Origin of the sequence: Brenneria uluponensis (genome assembly GCF_032395385.1) — a bacterium.
Taxonomy (GTDB): domain Bacteria; phylum Pseudomonadota; class Gammaproteobacteria; order Enterobacterales; family Enterobacteriaceae; genus Prodigiosinella; species Prodigiosinella aquatilis.
Window position 1 is genome coordinate 928,152 of sequence record NZ_CP135917.1, and the last position, 17,931, is coordinate 946,082.

Annotated in this window: 19 protein-coding genes and 1 pseudogene; 6 read left to right on the top strand and 14 right to left on the bottom strand. The window is 50.3% G+C overall.

What is annotated here, in order from left to right; translation table 11 throughout:
- Position 1: 1 nt before the first annotated feature.
- The gene (rpsR, locus tag RS889_RS04305; RefSeq protein WP_005974788.1) at positions 2–229 is read left to right on the top strand and encodes a 30S ribosomal protein S18; all 228 of its coding nucleotides are present in this window, start codon (positions 2–4) and stop codon (positions 227–229) included.
- A gap of 41 nt (positions 230–270) precedes the next feature.
- Complete coding sequence (gene rplI / locus RS889_RS04310) at positions 271–723, top strand: 50S ribosomal protein L9 (protein WP_315709472.1); 453 nt, start codon at positions 271–273, stop codon at positions 721–723.
- 102 nt (positions 724–825) lie between these two features.
- Here rplI and RS889_RS04315 read toward each other — a convergent pair whose 3' ends face one another.
- On the bottom strand, positions 826–1,341 hold the full coding sequence (locus RS889_RS04315) for an OapA family protein (protein ID WP_315709473.1): 516 nt from the start codon (positions 1,339–1,341) through the stop codon (positions 826–828).
- 420 nt (positions 1,342–1,761) lie between these two features.
- On the opposite strand from RS889_RS04315, the gene bamJ reads away from it, so the two are divergent.
- On the top strand, positions 1,762–2,382 hold the full coding sequence (gene bamJ, locus RS889_RS04320) for a BamJ family beta-barrel-assembly machinery protein (RefSeq protein ID WP_315709474.1): 621 nt from the start codon (positions 1,762–1,764) through the stop codon (positions 2,380–2,382).
- Between the two features lie 40 nt (positions 2,383–2,422).
- On the opposite strand, the gene RS889_RS04325 is transcribed toward bamJ, so the two are convergent.
- The 9 genes from RS889_RS04325 to RS889_RS04365 all read right to left on the bottom strand — a co-directional run bounded on the left by RS889_RS04325 (position 2,423) and on the right by RS889_RS04365 (position 11,779).
- Positions 2,423–4,156, bottom strand: coding sequence for a nitrilase-related carbon-nitrogen hydrolase (locus tag RS889_RS04325; protein ID WP_315709476.1), 1,734 nt, complete (start codon positions 4,154–4,156; stop codon positions 2,423–2,425).
- Between the two features lie 42 nt (positions 4,157–4,198).
- The gene (locus RS889_RS04330; RefSeq protein WP_315709477.1) at positions 4,199–4,837 is read right to left on the bottom strand and encodes an ANTAR domain-containing response regulator; all 639 of its coding nucleotides are present in this window, start codon (positions 4,835–4,837) and stop codon (positions 4,199–4,201) included.
- Positions 4,827–5,993 carry a transporter substrate-binding domain-containing protein gene (locus RS889_RS04335; RefSeq protein WP_315709478.1) on the bottom strand — a complete coding sequence of 389 codons (1,167 nt, stop codon included), beginning with the start codon at positions 5,991–5,993 and terminating at the stop codon, positions 4,827–4,829. The genes RS889_RS04330 and RS889_RS04335 overlap by 11 nt, the downstream gene beginning before the upstream one ends.
- Positions 5,994–6,055: 62 nt before the next feature.
- On the bottom strand, positions 6,056–7,051 hold the full coding sequence (locus RS889_RS04340) for an acetamidase/formamidase family protein (RefSeq protein WP_315709479.1): 996 nt from the start codon (positions 7,049–7,051) through the stop codon (positions 6,056–6,058).
- 99 nt (positions 7,052–7,150) lie between these two features.
- Entirely contained in the window at positions 7,151–7,870 is a 720-nt protein-coding gene (locus RS889_RS04345) for an ABC transporter ATP-binding protein (RefSeq protein ID WP_315709481.1), read from the bottom strand.
- On the bottom strand, positions 7,867–8,589 hold the full coding sequence (locus tag RS889_RS04350; protein ID WP_315709482.1) for an ABC transporter ATP-binding protein: 723 nt from the start codon (positions 8,587–8,589) through the stop codon (positions 7,867–7,869). Before RS889_RS04350 ends, RS889_RS04345 begins: the two co-directional genes overlap by 4 nt.
- Positions 8,586–9,632, bottom strand: a complete 1,047-nt coding sequence (locus RS889_RS04355) for an ABC transporter permease subunit (RefSeq protein ID WP_315709483.1) — start codon at positions 9,630–9,632, stop codon at positions 8,586–8,588. The genes RS889_RS04350 and RS889_RS04355 overlap by 4 nt, the downstream gene beginning before the upstream one ends.
- A 9-nt stretch (positions 9,633–9,641) precedes the next feature.
- Entirely contained in the window at positions 9,642–10,511 is an 870-nt protein-coding gene (locus RS889_RS04360) for an ABC transporter permease subunit (protein ID WP_315709484.1), read from the bottom strand.
- Positions 10,512–10,609: 98 nt separating this feature from the next.
- Positions 10,610–11,779 (bottom strand): urea ABC transporter substrate-binding protein, encoded by a 1,170-nt coding sequence (locus RS889_RS04365; protein ID WP_425475133.1) that lies wholly within the window; start codon positions 11,777–11,779, stop codon positions 10,610–10,612.
- Positions 11,780–12,746: 967 nt separating this feature from the next.
- Here RS889_RS04365 and RS889_RS04370 point away from each other — a divergent pair.
- Positions 12,747–13,103, top strand: coding sequence for a DUF2502 domain-containing protein (locus RS889_RS04370; protein WP_315709486.1), 357 nt, complete (start codon positions 12,747–12,749; stop codon positions 13,101–13,103).
- A 41-nt stretch (positions 13,104–13,144) separates the two neighbouring features.
- On the opposite strand, the gene RS889_RS04375 is transcribed toward RS889_RS04370, so the two are convergent.
- Positions 13,145–13,321, bottom strand: a complete 177-nt coding sequence (locus RS889_RS04375) for a hypothetical protein (protein ID WP_315709487.1) — start codon at positions 13,319–13,321, stop codon at positions 13,145–13,147.
- A 203-nt stretch (positions 13,322–13,524) separates the two neighbouring features.
- On the opposite strand from RS889_RS04375, the gene cysQ reads away from it, so the two are divergent.
- The gene (gene cysQ, locus RS889_RS04380; protein WP_315709488.1) at positions 13,525–14,265 is read left to right on the top strand and encodes a 3'(2'),5'-bisphosphate nucleotidase CysQ; all 741 of its coding nucleotides are present in this window, start codon (positions 13,525–13,527) and stop codon (positions 14,263–14,265) included.
- Positions 14,266–14,302: 37 nt separating this feature from the next.
- On the opposite strand, the pseudogene RS889_RS04385 reads toward cysQ, so the two are convergent.
- A pseudogene (locus RS889_RS04385) lies at positions 14,303–14,857 on the bottom strand (YtfJ family protein); the annotation flags it as partial.
- Between the two features lie 330 nt (positions 14,858–15,187).
- Here RS889_RS04385 and RS889_RS04390 point away from each other — a divergent pair.
- Positions 15,188–15,394, top strand: a complete 207-nt coding sequence (locus tag RS889_RS04390; protein ID WP_021017565.1) for a DUF1107 domain-containing protein — start codon at positions 15,188–15,190, stop codon at positions 15,392–15,394.
- Between the two features lie 75 nt (positions 15,395–15,469).
- Here the strand turns inward: RS889_RS04390 and paeA are convergent, their stop codons facing one another.
- Together paeA and msrA are read right to left on the bottom strand one after the other, a co-directional pair.
- Positions 15,470–16,795: a polyamine export protein PaeA gene (gene paeA, locus RS889_RS04395; protein ID WP_021017564.1), complete on the bottom strand. Its 1,326-nt coding sequence runs from the start codon at positions 16,793–16,795 to the stop codon at positions 15,470–15,472.
- Between the two features lie 199 nt (positions 16,796–16,994).
- A complete protein-coding gene (gene msrA, locus RS889_RS04400; RefSeq protein ID WP_084297678.1) occupies positions 16,995–17,633 on the bottom strand; it encodes a peptide-methionine (S)-S-oxide reductase MsrA in 639 nt (212 codons plus the stop codon).
- Positions 17,634–17,931: the final 298 nt, after the last annotated feature.

Sequence of the window (17,931 nt, forward strand, 5' to 3'; positions counted from 1 at the left end):
AATGGCACGTTATTTCCGTCGTCGCAAGTTCTGCCGTTTCACCGCGGAAGGCGTTGTAGAGATCGACTATAAAGACATCGCTACGCTGAAAAACTACATCACTGAAAGTGGTAAAATTGTACCAAGCCGTATTACCGGTACCCGTGCAAAATACCAGCGTCAACTGGCTCGTGCGATCAAGCGCGCGCGCTACCTGTCTTTGTTGCCGTACACTGATCGTCATCAGTAATCGGCCACTGTCCATTAACGAGACTTTGAGAGGATAAGGTAATGCAAGTTATTCTGCTTGATAAAGTAGCAAACCTGGGCAGCCTGGGTGACCAGGTAAATGTTAAATCGGGTTATGCTCGTAACTTTCTGGTTCCGCAGGGTAAAGCTGTGCCGGCAACCAAGAAAAACGTAGAGTTTTTTGAAACTCGCCGCGCTGAACTGGAAGCCAAGCTGACAGAAGTTCTGACAGCTGCCGAAGCACGCGCTGCTAAAATCACCGCGCTGGGCACCGTTACCATCGCGTCTAAAGCAGGCGATGAAGGTAAATTGTTTGGTTCTATCGGTACCCGTGATATCGCTGATGCGGTAACTGCGGCGGGTGTTGACATTGCCAAGAGCGAAGTTCGTTTACCGAACGGCGTTCTGCGTACTCTGGGCGATCACGAAGTGAGCTTCCAGGTACACAGCGATGTATTTGCTACGCTGAATGTTGTTGTCGTTGCTGAAGTGTAATTAGCGCTGAAGATAACGAGTGAAACGCTGGCTTAGGCCAGCGTTTTGCATTTTGGGATACATACCCACACCATTAATGGCCTCGCACTATTGCCATCACCATTAACGGGTACGGATGAATGAGCCATCCTGCTGCCGGACAAACTGGATAACCTGATTTTCCGGTGTTTCAATTTCCAACTCACTTACCATGCCTTGTGCGTTAAGTTGCAGCTTTATCTTCTGCCCAGCGTGGAGATTGTTGAGTGGTTTATTGCGCCCTTCTACCTGTGCCATGGCAAACACATCATTTACCGGCAGATTATTATCCCGAAATAATTGCGCCAGCGTTTGCCCGGCAACAATCTGGTAGTTCTTCCACTGATTGTTTGTGGTTGATGCCTCAGGTGCAGGCATGTTATCGACCAGTTTTGCCTGCATTGGTATGTTTCCCATCGTCAGTGGTATGGATCCGGACTCCTGATGTGATTGTAGCGGTGATTGTGGGGATGAATAAGGCCATAGCAGAACCAACAGCAGAAAGCCGGTGGCGATTAAAATCCAGCGACGATGGAAGTGGGGCAGTGGATCCATCCAATGGTAACCATCAGAAAGATGCCAGATGTGATTCAGTGACATTTTTATTTGCCGAATAATGAGAGGTGCAGCAGAAGCGGTATCCGTTTCTTTATGCTCACCTGTCCTGCCCGTTTGTATCCGTCTCTGCCGGAAAAAACACAGGCGAGATTGCCACGAGATGTGGCGATTCCGGGTAGCTTTTTCTCTCCTGGGCGCGATTCTGCCCATGGTGACCTCTCTTAAAACCGTATAAAAGTAATAACAGATTAAGTATATCGGTAATTGATGAATGATGACCAGTTAACCATTTGATGCACAGCATAAGCTGTACTTTGGTTAGTCTATTCTTTGATAGCTGTCGGATGCCAGTATCATTCTGGTTTGTGAAATAAACTATAACCGTTTGCACAGAGGATTTTACCCCTAAACGCCGCGCTGTTATGCTTCGCTCTCAGTATTTTACAGATTAAAGGAACATCAATGACAACCCCTTCTTATGAAAGTGTAGAAGCGCAGGCAAGTTACGGTATAGGTTTACAGGTTGGTCAACAGTTGCAGGAATCAGGTTTGGAGGGATTAATTCCCGAAGCACTGGTTGCCGGCTTGCGTGACGCGATAGAAGGAAAGGTGCCCGCAGTGCCTGTAGACGTAGTACATCGTGCGCTGCGTGAGGTTCATGAACGTGCAGATGCCGTGCGACGTGACCGTCAGCAGGCGTTGGCTGTTGAAGGACAACATTTTCTGGAGGCAAACGCACAGCAGGAAGGCGTAAGCAGTACAGAGTCTGGTCTACAGTTCCGGGTCCTGAGCCAGGGCGAAGGTGAGATTCCGTCGCGTCAGGATCGTGTACGGGTACATTATACTGGGCGTTTGATTGACGGAACGGTATTTGACAGTTCGGTAGAGCGCGGTCAGCCTGCCGAGTTTCCGGTAAATGGTGTGATCCCCGGCTGGATTGAAGCGCTGACCCTGATGCCCGCCGGCTCCAAATGGGAACTCTATATCCCGCATAATCTGGCGTATGGCGAGCGTGGCGCGGGTGCCTCTATTCCGCCATTCAGTGCGTTGATTTTTGAAGTCGAATTGTTGGAAATTCTGTAAATAGCCATGCCGGACATTCAGACTGATGTCCGGCTGCTGGTCATCTGGTCAGCATGGGACGATAGTGATGAACCCGTCGCATGGCCACCAGATCCTTGCGTCTGACCACATTGGTGGGATAAACGCTTCCGGCCAGTGACGTGGTGTCCACCTGTAGTGTTGTCGTCACGCCTTCCTCCTGCCATAACACTTGTTCATCTCTGGGATAATGAAAGGTTTCCGGTCCGAATAGACCACTGTAGCCGCCGATTCCTGACTTGGGTTCTACTCGGTTTGCCAGAGCCAGATAGAGGTTGTTTTCTCCAGCCCGTGTACGGAATAAGTGCCAGTGAAGCGGGTCAGCCCCTGTGGGGATCGGGTAGTTTTGTGCCACCCGGCTGCCGGTATGCTTATCGGTAAATCCGCCGTCCAACGCGGCTGAGCAGGCTACGATATCGCATCCCATCAAGGCCAGAATGCGGGCCGATTCGGGAAATAGCGCATCATGTCCCAGTAGTAGCCCAATACGACCGACAGCGGTATCGAAAACACCCCATTGTTCACCTGCACTGGCCCACTGTTGGTAAGTCGTGGGAATGTGCAGTTGGCGATAACAACCGACCACGCCTTCCGGGCCGAGCAACACCTGAGCGTTATAGCGATTTCCACCGATCTTTTCGGCCATGCCGAATACCAGCCAGACACGCTGGGTCATGGCCAGATGCAACAAGGGCTGGAGATACGGCGACTCTAGCGTAATGGCCCGATTTTCCGGGTTGTCATAACCGGTGAGCGCCAGTTCGGGAAAGACGATCAGGTCACTGTGCTGCTGTTCGATGGCTTGTCGAGCCAGCGTTACCATACGTTTACTGTTGTGTTCAATGTCGTTCTCCGGAGAGAACTGAACCACCGAGAGGTGGCTTTGTTTGCCGGGTGGTAGCGGACGGTGATCGTAGAGTTTGAAGAAGTCAGTTGGATTCCATAAGAAACTATCACTCAGCAACTGATGATAGAGCGCGGGGCGGCGTTGCTGAAAAACAGCTTCCCCCAGCACCTGTCGTGGGCGGTTGATAATATCCAGCATGGCGTAGGCGATGCCATTGCCCTGATCTACCACATCCAGAATATGGCCGTCCGGCGCAATGATGCAACTTCCACCGCTGAACTGCACGCCTCGTTCCCGTCCCCAGCGATTACTTTCCAGCAGGTAACAGCTGTTTTCCATGGCCCGGCTGATCCAATATGGCGCAGGAGTTCGTTCTGCTAACCAGTTGCTGATATGGCAGATAATATCTGCCCCGGCCAATGTCAGCAGTCGTGCAGTTTCCACATAATGAATATCCATGCAGATCAGCATACCAATGCGGCCCAAGGGGGTATCAAACACCCGGTGTTCCTCGCCTGCGGCGGCCCATTTGGGTTCGGAAATATAGGGATGACTTTTGCGGTGGCAACCCATGACGCCATCAGGGCCAATTAATACAGCGCTGTTGTAGTAAAGTCCTGTTGCCGCTTCAAGCTCTGGCATACCCAGCACGATGTAACATTGATAGTGTTTCGCCAGTTCAGTAAACCGTTCCGTCGTGTGTCCGGGCACGGTTTCCACTTGATCGGCAATTTCCTCCCGGTCGTACCAACAGTAACCGGTGGTGGCCATTTCTGGGGTAGTGATGAGTCTGGCGCCTTGTTGCGCGGCTTGTTCCACCAGTGAAAACAGACTGTCAATATTAGCTTCCTTGTCGAATAAGCTGGGTTCGAACTGCACGGCGGCGGCAAGAAAAGAGGGAGTAGGCATTATGTTTCCTCTCAAAATAGGATTCAGGGATGCGGTTTGCTGTCAGCCTTTTTTGGTAGCAAGCGCATTAGGGGTCGTCATGGAAAACACATCGTTGGCTTGCATCAGTGCGCAAGCCATCTCTTCCACAGTGATGCGTTTGTCCATGGCCTGATGGCGTAAAATTTCATAAGCACGTACCTCACTGATGCCATGCATACGCATCAGAATCGCTTTGGCTTCGCTGACGTAGCGAATCCCTTGCATTTTCTTTTCCAGCCTTTCGAAACGTTCCGCCATGCATCGGTGCCGCTGGGTATGATGTAGTGCCATCACCATGGAGGAGAGCAGACCTGATGCGCGGATAGGCGTGGTGATGATGGCACCGGCTCCCATGTTCAACGCTTGATCTATAAACGTCGGGTTTTCATAGGTAATCACCGAAATCAGTGCATGACGGCAGTGATCCATCCAGGGGGTGTCCCGTTCAGGTTGATCCGATTGTGGCGTGAAAAAAATGACGTCAGTGTCCGTTGGTAATCGTTCCGGAATCGGCCAGAAGGCCCGAACCTTGAACCCCATGCGGCGCAGATGTTTGGTTAGCGTTTCACCGTCCTCGTCATTGGGATGAAGAACGACACAACGGACTTCCCGGCTGAGCAATAGGGTGGTGGTATTGTTATTAAGTGGGTTATGGCGCATGGGGATACTCCACTTTTGACAGTTTGGTGACCCAGTCTCCCTGTACCTGATTGGTCATGTAAGGATCGGGAGGGACAATCCGTCGTGATTCCCGCAAGATGGTGAACTGGCCGGTTGGGTTGGCTTTTCCGATACGTGGATACAATCCGGTATGGTGGTTAAGCGGGTCGATGCATATCCGTCCCTGGGGGGCGTTAAATTCACTACCGCACAGTGCAGGCAGCAATTTCGGCAGGGCATCACTGCCGCAAGCGCCCATAGCGTTGGCGAACAGATGTACCTGGCTGTAAGTGGCTTCCCAGTTCATGTCCGTGGTCAGTGTCGAGCCGAACATTTGCCGAAATGTGGTCAATGCCATTTGGTTGGCTGGTGTGGCAATGCTTTGAAAATACGGGGACGAGGTGATATGCCCCGCCGCCATGTCCGCTCCCATCACGGCAATTTCCGTCTCGGACGTGTTCAGACTACCGATAGGCATTTTCTCCGGATCGAGCCCTGCCTCATAGTAAGCCCGGTATAGATAGGGAACGGTTTGGCCGATGACCGTACTGAAAATAAAGTCTGGTTGTTTCTTGCGCACTTCTTCCATGATGGGTAGAAACGCGTCATAAGAGGCATTCAGGTCCAAATAGCGTTCACCTATCACAGCGCCATCATCTCGTTGTAACAGCAACTCTTGCATATTCCGGTTGCATTCATAGGGATAGATGTAACGTGAGCCGATCATGAATACCCGGGCGCCAAAATGGCTGGAAAGGTAATCTTCCAGTTGCAGGCAATTCTGGTTTGGTGCCGCACCGCCATAGAAAATGTTTTCCGAAAATTCAAAACCTTCATATAACTGAGAATAGAACAGCAGGCGCTGATATTTTTCCACCACAGGTGACATGGCTTTGCGGCTGCTAGACGTGTAGCCGCCGAAAATGACATTCACCTGATGTTCCACAATCAGCTGTTCTGCCAACGCCCGAAAGCGGGCGTTGTCTGATAATGGATCAAGGTGAATTGCTTGCAGGGGACGTCCGTGGATCCCCCCAGCCTGATTGATCTCGTCAATGGCTTGCAGTGCTCCCCGTAGCTGAGACTGTTCCAGCAGCGCGGTTACACCACTGGACGAGTACAGCAAGCCGATGTTGATTGGTGTTGAAAGCCCCATAATGACTCGCTTTAGGTTGGTAAAAGGGTAACGAGACGCCGAACGTCATTTATTTCGTAACATTACCGGGCCAGCAGATGTTTGTTCAGCATGGCTCCAACGGTATATTTAGGATCTACCATATTGCCCAGCCGGACCTTACCGCACTGGCTTAGCAGCATGTAGGCATCCCACTGTTCAAAGCCAAAATCTTCCACCAGCCAGTAAATCAAGTCACGGTAGGCAATACGGGTGGCATCTTCCAGCGGACGGGCGCTGCCAATGCTCATAATGGTTTCTTCGTTTTCCATCCGCGGCCAGGAGAGTGTCCAATGTTTGATTAGATCGACTTTAATGGTGGTAATGGACGGGTATTCCACCGCTGTACCGCAGATTTCACCATCCCCCTGACAAGCGTGCGCATCGCCGATGAACAACCTGCCGCCGGGAGAACGTACCGGCAAATAGGTAATGCTGCCTGGGCCGATGTCAGGAACATCCATATTGCCGCCGTGATTATCTGGCGTCAGTGAGTTGATAGAGTCGATCTCCGGCGACACGCTCAGTGTGCCGATATGGGGCTTATAAGGCAGAGTATGGCGTTTGCTCCAGTAGACTTTTTCGCTGTCCAGCTTGATGATCCTGACCTTTTCCGGCAGTGGATCGTTAAGCATGGCGGTCAGATCGGTGCCGGTCAGCCCGCCAAAATGCGGGATCATGGCGCAGATGCCATAGGGATTTTCCCCACGTGGCAGCATGGATTCAATATGTACCGCCAGCACATCACCTTTTTCCGCGCCACTGACCATAATCGGACCATTTTGCGGATTGAGAAAAGGCATCTTCAGCAACTGGCTGGGGATATCCTGCTCGGACTGAATAGCACCTTCAAACGCATCCCGTGTATCGACAATGACACGATCACCCGGATCGATGGTGAGCACTGGCGTGGAGTAAGGACCGATAGTGTAGTGGAATGCTTTCTGCATCTCTTCGGTCAAATGGTGAGTAATGGATTCTCGCTGTGCGCCTACTCCACGTTTGAACATGATCGATTCTTTCAGCCAGTCATTTTTCATTGTTCATTTCTCCGTAAATGGGTTACCAACTGCAGGTATTGGTATCGGGTCACCAACGTGAACGTGTGCTGATGACGCCAGTAATTATTGGCATGACGGTTACAACATCAGATGTCGGCGTATGCCGTCGTCATCTGAGAGCTGCCGCTGATCCAGCGTGTCGATGACCCGGCCTTTATCCATTACACAGCATCGGTGAGCAGCCCGTTGAATCATGGAGATATCCTGTTCTACCAAGATCACGGCGACTCGCAGCTCTTGGGCGATGCGCACCAGCGTATCGGCGATGATGGTGACGATAGAGGGCTGAACGCCTTCGGAGGGTTCATCTAGCAACAATACTTTGGGGGAACCGACCAGTGCGCGGGCGATGGCCAGTTGTTGTTGTTCACCACCACTCATGGTGCCGGCTTTTTGTTTCAGCCGCTGGCGTAGAATCGGAAAATAGTTGAGCACCCGCTCCAGCAGATCCTGTGCCAGTTCCCGGAGTTCCCGGACAAACTGCATGCCAACCTGTAGGTTTTCCGCGACGGTCAATCCGGAGAAGATCTCCCGTCCTTGTGGCACATAGCCGATGCCCAGCCGAGCACGTCGTTGGGGGGAGGTATGGGTGATTTCGGTTTCGCCCAGCAGTATCTTGCCTTGTCGTATAGGTATGGTGCCGATCAGGGAACGCATCAGTGTGGTTTTACCCACACCATTTCGGCCAATCAATCCCAGGATTTCCGCCGTATTGAGTTGCAATGAGGTGCCATTGAGCACCAGTCCGCCGTCGTAGCCACTGGTGACATTATCGATTTGCAGTAGTATGTCTTTCATCCGTTTTTCCCCAGGTAGATATCTGCCACGTCATCCCGCATCAGTACATCTTGTGCATTACCGTCGGCAAACACATGACCACCGTGCAATACGGTGACCTGAGAGGCGATCTGTCGAACGAATGTCATGTCGTGTTCCACCACCATCAGCGTCAGGCCATCGCGCTGCATTTGTTTGATAAGTTCACCGGTTAAATAGGTCTCTTCCACCGAGAGCCCTGCTACAGGCTCATCCAACATCAGCAGAGAGGGTTGAAGCGACACCGCCATAGCCATTTCAAGCCACTGTTTTTTACCATGAGAGAGGTTGCCCGCCCGTTGATGGTATTCGCTGGTGAGATTGAAACGCTGCAACAGGTCATCAACGTTATCGGACTGGCGGCGCTTTGCTCGCCGATGACTCAACGACAGTTGCAGATGCTGCGCTACGCTGAGATCCGCAAAGATGCCGGGGATCTGAAATTTGATGCTCATGCCCCGACGAATGCGCTGAAAAGGGGGTAAGGCATTGAGGCGTTCTCCCTGAAAACGGATCTCGCCGCTACTGGGGGCGTATTCACCGGTCAACAACTTGAAGAAGGTGCTTTTGCCCGCGCCGTTCGGCCCGATCACACAGCGCACTTCTCCCTGGCGGATACGAATGTCTACCTGATGGATCACCTGAATGCCGCCGAAACGTTTACCCAGCCCCTGCGTCTCTAATACCGGTGTGTTATTCATAATGAAGTCCCCTTGTGACGAGAGGCGGCAAATAGTCGTCGTATACGATGCATCAACCAGGCCAAAATACCTTCAGGTGCGATAAGAATGACGAACAGCAGGATTACGCCGAGCAGAATCATGGCGTATTCACTGCCATAAACCGCCAGCCACTGCGACAGCCACACCAGTAGTGCGGTTATGATGACAGTGCTGAGGAGGCTTTTTCGTCCAGCGGTAGCTACCCAGATCACTGGCATGGCCGCCGCAGATAATCCCATTGAAGACGGGGTGATGTAGGAGCCCCATAGGGTGTACAGCACACCGGACAGGCCGGACAGCACCCCGCCGATAGTGAATATCAGCAATTGATAGCGACGAATATCAATACCCAACATTTCGGCTCGACGCGGATTTTCCCGGATAGCGGCGAGCGTCAGGCCGGTATCGCTGCGCAACAGGCGCTGCATGCCGAAGTAAACCACTGTCAGCAGCAACACAATCAGGTAATAGAAGGCGTTGTCCTCCAGCGTAATCCCTCCCGGCAGCTCCAGCGGCGGCATGCCAGACATACCATTGAAGCCGTTCAGGCGTGCGCTGCCGATAGCCCATTGTGGCCCGGCGGTTTGCGACATAAACATTTCCAGCACCAGTGTGAACGACAGCGTGACAATCCCTACGAAGATGCCAGTCACACCACCATAGAACATCATGTAACCGAGGGCGGCAGCGACTGCGCCAGCCATCACTAATGCCAGTACAAAGCCAGACCAGGTAGAAAAAACGCCATCACCGAAGTTCAGTGTTAAAACACCATAGGTATATCCGGCCAGCCCGAAAAAGGCTGTCTGGCCAAACGAGAGAATCCCGGCCTGCCCCCACATGGCGGCTAATCCTATAGCGCAGAAAGCCCAGAGCAGAAAGTAGGCCAGATTGTTAATGAACCCGCTGTCTAGAATCAGCGGCAACAGCACTGCCGATACCAGAAATATCAGACCATTCCATGGTATACGCGAGTGTTTCTGTCGTTCTGTCATGGTGAGGTTGAGAGAGTTTATGGTCACAGGCAGCTCCTAACGATTGCGGGTAAACAGGCTGCCGACACCGTTTGGCAACAGGCGGATAACCAACATGGCCGTAATCAGCAGGCCGATTTGACCGGCCAGTTGTCCATACCAGGCATTCAGACCGGTCTGGATAGTGCTAAGCGTCATGGCAGCAGGAATGGTGCCAATCAGCACATTGGCACCGCCTACGACGACTGAAACGAAAGCTTGTATGATGAACGCATTGCCCATCGTGGGAACAGCCGTCATCGTCGGGGCATAAATAGCCCCCGCCAACCCGGCCATCCCGGCACCCAGTGCGAATGTCTGGGTATAGATACGGTCGGTTTCCAGTCCAAGACAAGAGGCCATGCGGGCATTTTGTATCGTGGCTCTGGCGCAGACGCCGTAATTGGTATGAAAAAACAGCCAGTACAGCAGCAGGAGCACCGCGATGGCGAACAGCGGCAGCAAGGCCCGGTAGGTGGAAAACGAGTAGTCATCTAGTGTGAATGAACCAAACGGCGTGGAAAGTCCTTCCAGTGAGGGCCCCGCCAACAGCAACATGCTTTGCTGCACAATCAGGCTAATCGCCCAGGTGGCTACCACAGAGTCATATAGGCGATCGTACAGATGACGAACCACTAGCCGTTCGATGACACCACCGGCAAAAGCCGACACCAGGGCGCCGACCAGCATGGCGAGCGGGAGTGGTAGCCCGGATTTGTTCAGCGTGATGGTCACGTAAGCTCCGCACATGATGAATTCACCATGAGCCAGATTAATAACGCCCATCATGCCGAAGATCACCGCCAGCCCAAGAGCTGACAGAACCAGAAAGGCAAAGTTATCGCCAAACTGGTAGATCGCTGAATAAACAAAGGACAGCAATAACATGACAGTACAATCCTTGGTGTCCCGACTGACACCGGTTGAGATAGATAACTCAGGGAAGCGCATGTAGGACAACGACTTCCCTGATGGTCATTTCAGACTCAGGCTTTGGGCGGATTGGACGGCGTATACTGGCTGGTGTCTGGTTTGACCGGGAGGTTGCAACCTGCCTGATCCAGCCAGTAAGGTTGGATATCCGGCCATACCTTGGGTATTTCGACAGAATGGTCGGCCTTGACGTGCGCCAGATAAATGGTGTGGCTCAGATGGTGGTTTTTGGGATCGATACAGACCTTGCCGGAAGGGCCATCGGTACAGATACCACCACTTTCCAATGCCTTGCGTACAGCAACTTGATTGGTGCTATTGGCTTTTTCCACTGCCAGTTTGTAGAGGTAAACCGCATCATAGGCGTTGGCCGCCTCCTGATTGATATACGGCTCATCAGGAAATTTGGCGTGGAAACGTTTTTTGAAGTCATTGCTGGCAGGTGTGTCCACCTCTTCCATATAGTTGGCGGTGATGTACATGTCTTTCAGTGCTGGTGGCTTAAAGCGTTTGTGTTCATAAGCTTGTGCCACGCTAACTGAGCTTGCCATGGGTAGATTCAGTCTGGCGGCAGCTTGCTGCTCATAGTAGGAAGACTGGTTGGTGCCGACCAGAAGTGTCATGACAAAGTCTGGTTTGGCTTTCTGAATATTCTGAATGGTTTGGCTAAACTGAGAAACACTCAGCGGGATAAACTCTTCCCCAACCATGGTGCCACCGTTTTCTGCGACAATTTTTCGCACCCATTCCGCCGAGATCTGACCAAAGTTGTAATCGGCAGCAATGGTATAAACCCGTTTGCCATATTTCTTCATCATCCAGGGAATCAGTGTGGAAAACTGCTGTTCAGGTACGGCACCGGTGACAAATACATTGGTGTCGCAGACACCGCCCTCATACTGGTTGTTATACCAGTAAAGCTGTTTTGCTTTATCCATAATAGGGCGAATGGCCTCACGGGAAGCACTAGAGAAAGCGCCGAAAATAACATCCACTTTATCGTTTTTAATTAAACGACGAGCCATTTGCTGAAAACGGGTATTATCGGATTGGGTATCATATTTAATTAGTTCAATCGGACGACCAAGAATACCGCCTTTCGCATTGATTTCGTCAACAGCTAATTCTGTAGCGTGGATCTTGGGAATAACGGGCAAGGCAAAATTACCGGATGCGTCTTCCAATAAACCTATTTTAATGGGTTTGTCGGCGGCAACAGCCATGTGTGCAGTGCCTACTACTAATACGGATGCCAGCGCAAGTGTCAACGTGGCGTAATGACATTGTATTCTGGACATAATTACCCCTGGTGTTGGTATTAAAAAAAAGCAAAAAAAAAGCCCCGTAAAGTCAGATGACTTTCTCAGGGGCTCTGATGCCTTCACCACAAGCCGACAGCGTTGGCGGTCTTGCGGGGGAGTGGGTATCACTATAAGAAGCGAGTTAATGGATTGTCAACGGTTAACTTGTATTATAAGTATTCTCTATTTCAGTATTAATGATTGCACTTAAATAGCACTGTGATGCACAAAAATATCACAAGATGAAGAGAAGATAGATAAGAAATAAACAACATTTTTACGATAAAAAACAAATGATGAACTTGGCGTAAAACAATATAGAACACAAGCGGAGCGAATTCCGTTAATTATTTGCACCAGAATAAAGCGAGAGTTTATTTTAATCCTTCCATTTTATGAAAGGTTATATGAAAATTCATTCCCGGGCGGCCTAAATATAGTTATTCCGTTCCTATGAAAGTCATTCATTATATACTCAAAATAATTCGAGTTGCAGGAAGGCGGCAAGTGAGCGAATCCCGATGAGCTTACTCAGGTAAGTGATTCGGGTGAGCGAACGCAGCCAACACACCTGCAACTTGAAGTATGACGGGTATATATCTAATAGACGGCAATATGCAGCGGTAAGCATACCTGAGTAAGTGATTCAGGTGAGTGATACTTCTGCCTGAAGTCAATCTGCACGCTACTTGCAATGGCTCAGAAGCGGCCGAATACCATGGTGAATCATCAGGTTGGCGAACAGAATGAGTGGCGGTATTTATCGTGCTTTACGGATAAACATGGGGGGATGACTTATCGAAAATTAGCCCTTTTCTGATGGTGACAAGGCTTGATTTGCCGTATATCTGTGCTATCCGCCGCATCGCGGTGACGTAGGGGTTGTTTTATGATTAAGCCGCTTTTATTCGGTGTCATGATGACTGGAATGCTGTCGTTCGCTGTGCCTACGGTACAGGCCGATAGTCTGAGCATTGCGCTGCCGGGGGTTTATTTCCATATTGGCGATCGTGACCAGCGTGGCTATTATTGGGATGGCAATCGGTGGTGTGCTCCGCATGAGTGGCGGCGTGAACACAGATACCACAGGCCACGACCCGTTTATTACTATGAAGCACCACCACCGAGATATTATGAAGCGCCACCACCACGGGTTGTTGTAGTACAACCGCCTCGGCCAGTGTTTATTGCGCCGCCGCCAGGGCCTGGTTGGGGTCACCACTATAGAGGTGACCCTCGTTGGTAAACAGGCACTAGCGAAACCGCGCCATCCCTGGCGCGGATGCTTTACTTTTCTTCCTCACTATCATCGTGTTGGCTTCGTTTCATTTCAACACCGATGTAGGTTCTCATGATCGCCTGATTTTCATCTGGTGATGCAACGGCATTATATTTCTCGCTGTAAACACGGTAGTAATTGACGGTAATCGTAATCAGTGCGACGCGCAAACTTGGCGTCGGCATGTGCTTTATTACATTGTTTTCTCGACGTGTTAATGAGGCCGGTATCTCATGTAATGCTAAATACAGCGTTAATTATCACGGCAAAACACGGAAGGTGGCATAGAATAACCACAACAAACATAAAGAATGCCGCGGTTATCAGTCACAAAGACAAATCGGAACGGGCGGATGATGCGCCCTGACAACCGGTAGAGAGGTGAAAAATGTTAGAACACATTTGCCAACTGGCGCGTGAGGCAGGCGATGCCATTATGCAGGTTTATGAGGGACATCAGCCGGTTGAGGTCGCGCACAAGAAAGATGATTCCCCAGTAACCGCTGCCGACATGGCGGCGCATCGTGTCATCAAACGAGGGTTGGCGGCACAGTACCCCGATATCCCGTTACTGTCTGAAGAAGATCCTCCACTGTGGTCGGAGCGCCAGCACTGGCAGCGTTACTGGTTGGTGGACCCGCTGGACGGTACGAAAGAGTTCCTGAACCGCAACGGTGAATTCACGGTAAATATTGCGTTGATTGAGAATGATCTACCGGTACTGGGCGTGATCTATGTTCCGGTGACTGGTGTGATGTATGCGGCGGCAAACGGCAAAGCCTGGAAAGAAGAGGGGGGACACCGACAACAGATACAGGTGAATGATGCCCGGCCTCCACTGGTGGTGGTAAGCCGCTCACACTCAGATAAAGAGCTACAGGATTACCTTGGTCAGTTGGGTGAGCATGAGACTGTTGCTATTGGGTCATCGTTAAAGTTTTGTCTGGTGGCGGAAGGGAAAGCCCAGCTTTATCCCCGTTTTGGACCTACCTGTATTTGGGATACTGGTGCCGGGCATGCAATCGCGTTAGCGGCGGGAGCACAGATACATGATTGGCAGGGAAAACCGTTATCTTATGCCCCACGGGAATCGTTTATTAATCCCGGATTTCGTGTTTCACTGTTTTGATGACAGGCAGCGTGCCTGTGTCATGATGAGATTCCTCCTGGTGTAATAGAGTATGCAGCAGGCTGACGACCTGCTGTATTTCTTGTCGGTTCAAGGCGCCATCCTTTACAAAACGAACTTTTCCCTGTGCATCCAGCACGACGATAGCCGAGCTTTTAGGCGTCAATTCCCATGCTCGACATGCATCACCATTACTGTCGATAACAAACTGTGACCAGGGATTTGCCTGCTTACTGTCCTTGACGCGCCCACGTACAAACATGCCCGTGCCTATCACGGCATCGTCGACATTGACGATTGTCGTTGTTTGGTAATATTCACGCGGTAGATTAGCCTCCCTGAGCGTGGTGATCAGCGGATTATTCATGTTCCGGGCAGATATACGCCCGGCGACATGCAGGATGACACGGACTTTCCCATTGAGCTGGGCACTACTCCAGTTCTGGTAGCTGAATTTTTCATTCTGATAATTCAGCTCCCCCTTTTCTACCACACCAACGGATGGCACAGGCTGGTTAAGGGCAAAGGAGTGTGCGGATGTCAGGAACGGAATAAAAACCAGGGCAACAAACAGACAGGTCATTCTGGTCATTGATATTTCCCTCTTGTATCAAGCTTGTGGCGAGTCGTGTATTACTCATAAGCGTAGATACTGAGTGTTAGTCTGTCCTGAGCGGTTTATCGCTGAGTTTGTGTCAGTTCGCACAATTTACAGCGACTTGAAGGTTTACACTGATTTGTGAAGGATAACGTTAATCTACTCCGTAAAATTATGTAAATTCAGTAAGGAATGCTGAGATGTGAGGAACTATTGAGGGAATCACAGCACTAAATATTGTGTATGTCATTGACGCTCCATCAGCTCTGTTACTTTTTTGAAACGGACGGCGTGTCAGAAGAAAAAGCGGGAGGAGAATAAAACATGAGGATCTTCGAACGTTACAACCCGATGAAGGTCGCAAAGTACGTGAAAACGTTGTTTCGCGGACGGTTGTATATTAAAGGAGTCGGTGCTTTTGAGTTTGATTACGGCAAGATTTTATTGCCGAAAAAACAGGATAAACAACACTTGGTGGTGATGTCAGAAGTTAACCGCCAAGTGTTGAAATTGCAGGCCGAAATGGGATGACGGCGCGTGCGTACAAGCAGTGCTGAAAAATAAACGGCCCACATACGGGCCGTTGTGGTTTAAGTCGATAATGGTTTATGACTCGGAGGTATTGGCAGCGGGTGATGCTACTGTTGGTTTGTCTTCCAATCGGGTGACCAGTAACTGATCAATTTTGTAACTGTCGATATCCACCACTTCAAATTTATAACCGTAAAAGCGTACAAAATCAGTGCGTTTTGGTATTTTACGCAGCGTATACATCATAAACCCCCCGATGGTTTCGTAGTTACCGGAATGCGGGAATTCATCAATATTCAGCGCTCGCATCACGTCGTCGATAGGTGTCCCGCCTTCAATCAGCCACGAGTTTTCATCACGGGCGACAATCTGCTCTTCCAGGCCTTGTCCCACCAGATCGCCCATTAGGGTGGTCATCACATCATTGAGCGTAATAATCCCCACGACCAGTGCATATTCATTGAGGATAACGGCAAAATCTTCTCCGGCAGCTTTAAAACTTTCCAGTGCTTCTGACAGGGTAAGGGTATCTGGCACAATCAGCGCCGGACGAATCTGCACGCCGCTGTTCAGCTCCAGACTTTGATTCCCCAGTACGCGATTCAGTAAATCTTTCGAGTCGACATAACCGACGATCTGGTCAATGTGGGCATTACAAACCAGAAACTTGGAGTGCGGCTGCTGGGCAATCTTCTCTTTAATCTGCTCTTCGTCCTCATGCAGGTCAAAGTACACCACGCTTTCCCGGGATGTCATGGACGAGGGAACGGTACGGGACTCCAGTTCAAACACATTCTCAATCAGTTCATGTTCTTGCTTGCGCAACACACCAGCCAGTGCGCCGGCTTCCACCACCGCATAGATATCATCGGAAGTGATATCGTCCTTGCGCACCATGGGTAATTTCAGCAACCGGAAAATTACGTTAGCCAGACCGTTAAAAAACCAGACCAGTGGCCGGAATATGAACAGGCAAAAGCGCATAGGATTGATAATCTGGACAGCCACTGTCTCCGGGGCAATCATGCCAATACGTTTGGGGGTCAAATCACCGAACAAGATAAACAGACTGGTGACAAGAACAAAAGAGCAGATAAAGCTGACTTTTCCCGCTAACTCCGGAGACATGACGTTTTCAAACAACATATTGAGATAGGGGGAAAAGGCTGCGTCACCAATAATACCGGCCAGAATGGCGACGGCATTAACACCAATTTGAATCACAGTAAAAAAGATACCTGGTGTCTCCTGAAGTTTTAACACCAGGTCAGCATTCAGGTTGCCCTCATCGGCCATCTGCTTCAGTTTGATTTTACGTGAAGCGGCAAGGGATATTTCAGAAAGAGAAAAAAACGCGCTGATGGCAATAAGAAGTATTATTAGTAATAAGCTGTTTAACATAGTTTTTTCGCTTTGTCTCAGCAGACATAGGCGATCCTCGGGAAGGAAAAATCATTATAAGGCAGCGGATGTGGTACCCGCTGGCAAGGGCTGGTTTCCAGCCCTGTATTTCTTGAATCTATCCGGTCAGGAACCTATCACCGTGGGTGGCCCTGACGCGGTGCGCATTATAACAGGTGTGACGAAATAACCGCCATATTTAGCGTTGCGGCGGCAAGCAGACACCAATGCCACCTAATCCGCAGTAACCATCCGGGTTTTTGTACAGATATTGCTGGTGCTCGTCTTCAGCATAGTAGAACGGCCCGGCAGGTTTGATTTCCGTACTGATGGTTCGATCATCTCCGCTGTCTTTCATCGCCTGTTGGAAACCGTGTGCGCTTTCCTTGGCGGCCGACTCCTGTTCAGGTGTGACGGGGTAAATAGCGGAACGATACTGAGTGCCAATATCGCCGCCCTGACGCATGCCTTGCGCTGGGTCATGATTTTCCCAGAACAACTGTAACAGTTGTTTGTAGCTGATGACCGTTGGGTCAAAAACAACCCGTACTACTTCAGCATGGCCGGTTTTACCGGTACAGATTTCCCGGTAGGTAGGGTTGGGCGTATAGCCGCCACAGTAGCCTGCTGCTGTACTGTATATTCCCGGCTGTTGCCAGAACAAACGTTCCGCCCCCCAGAAACAACCCATGGCAAAGATGGCCACCTGCATATTTTCTGGCACGTATGTCATGGAATGTTGGCTAACCGCATGAAGTCGGGCGACGGGCATTGGCGTTATCCGACCGGAAAGTGCGTCAGATTGACTGATGCATTGGGTTTTATCGAAACTATCGATCACTTTTGGCTCCCGATATTGTAGTAATATCATTGTGTTTTCAGAGCATAACCGAGAAGCATTCGCCTGTCTTTACGGTATTATGGTTAAAAATGGCAGTAATGAATCAGTTAAGAAACCAATATTCACGGGGAAAACCGCTTAAGTAAGCAGTATGACAGTAATTACCCTACGCCATTTTTAGATTTACAAATTTAACTCTATATTTAGAAAGAAAAACCAGTTTATCTGATTGATATTACCAAGGGGTAACGTGGTAATTTTTACAGGAAAAAAGAAGCCATTCTTTCACCACAAT

What these genes read in the sequence shown, in the direction of transcription:
- RS889_RS04370 (WP_315709486.1), top strand. Translation starts at nt 12,747, where the DNA reads ATGATTAAGCCGCTTTTATTCGGTGTCATGATGACTGGAATGCTGTCG.
- RS889_RS04345 (WP_315709481.1), bottom strand. Translation starts at nt 7,870, where the DNA reads ATGAAAGACATACTACTGCAAATCGATAATGTCACCAGTGGCTACGAC.
- RS889_RS04375 (WP_315709487.1), bottom strand. Translation starts at nt 13,321, where the DNA reads ATGCCGACGCCAAGTTTGCGCGTCGCACTGATTACGATTACCGTCAAT.
- rplI (WP_315709472.1), top strand. Translation starts at nt 271, where the DNA reads ATGCAAGTTATTCTGCTTGATAAAGTAGCAAACCTGGGCAGCCTGGGT.
- RS889_RS04330 (WP_315709477.1), bottom strand. Translation starts at nt 4,837, where the DNA reads ATGCGCCATAACCCACTTAATAACAATACCACCACCCTATTGCTCAGC.
- RS889_RS04360 (WP_315709484.1), bottom strand. Translation starts at nt 10,511, where the DNA reads ATGTTATTGCTGTCCTTTGTTTATTCAGCGATCTACCAGTTTGGCGAT.
- bamJ (WP_315709474.1), top strand. Translation starts at nt 1,762, where the DNA reads ATGACAACCCCTTCTTATGAAAGTGTAGAAGCGCAGGCAAGTTACGGT.
- rpsR (WP_005974788.1), top strand. Translation starts at nt 2, where the DNA reads ATGGCACGTTATTTCCGTCGTCGCAAGTTCTGCCGTTTCACCGCGGAA.
- RS889_RS04340 (WP_315709479.1), bottom strand. Translation starts at nt 7,051, where the DNA reads ATGAAAAATGACTGGCTGAAAGAATCGATCATGTTCAAACGTGGAGTA.
- RS889_RS04390 (WP_021017565.1), top strand. Translation starts at nt 15,188, where the DNA reads ATGAGGATCTTCGAACGTTACAACCCGATGAAGGTCGCAAAGTACGTG.
- paeA (WP_021017564.1), bottom strand. Translation starts at nt 16,795, where the DNA reads ATGTTAAACAGCTTATTACTAATAATACTTCTTATTGCCATCAGCGCG.
- RS889_RS04325 (WP_315709476.1), bottom strand. Translation starts at nt 4,156, where the DNA reads ATGCCTACTCCCTCTTTTCTTGCCGCCGCCGTGCAGTTCGAACCCAGC.
- RS889_RS04335 (WP_315709478.1), bottom strand. Translation starts at nt 5,993, where the DNA reads ATGGGGCTTTCAACACCAATCAACATCGGCTTGCTGTACTCGTCCAGT.
- RS889_RS04365 (WP_425475133.1), bottom strand. Translation starts at nt 11,779, where the DNA reads ATGGCTGTTGCCGCCGACAAACCCATTAAAATAGGTTTATTGGAAGAC.
- RS889_RS04315 (WP_315709473.1), bottom strand. Translation starts at nt 1,341, where the DNA reads ATGTCACTGAATCACATCTGGCATCTTTCTGATGGTTACCATTGGATG.
- cysQ (WP_315709488.1), top strand. Translation starts at nt 13,525, where the DNA reads ATGTTAGAACACATTTGCCAACTGGCGCGTGAGGCAGGCGATGCCATT.
- RS889_RS04350 (WP_315709482.1), bottom strand. Translation starts at nt 8,589, where the DNA reads ATGAATAACACACCGGTATTAGAGACGCAGGGGCTGGGTAAACGTTTC.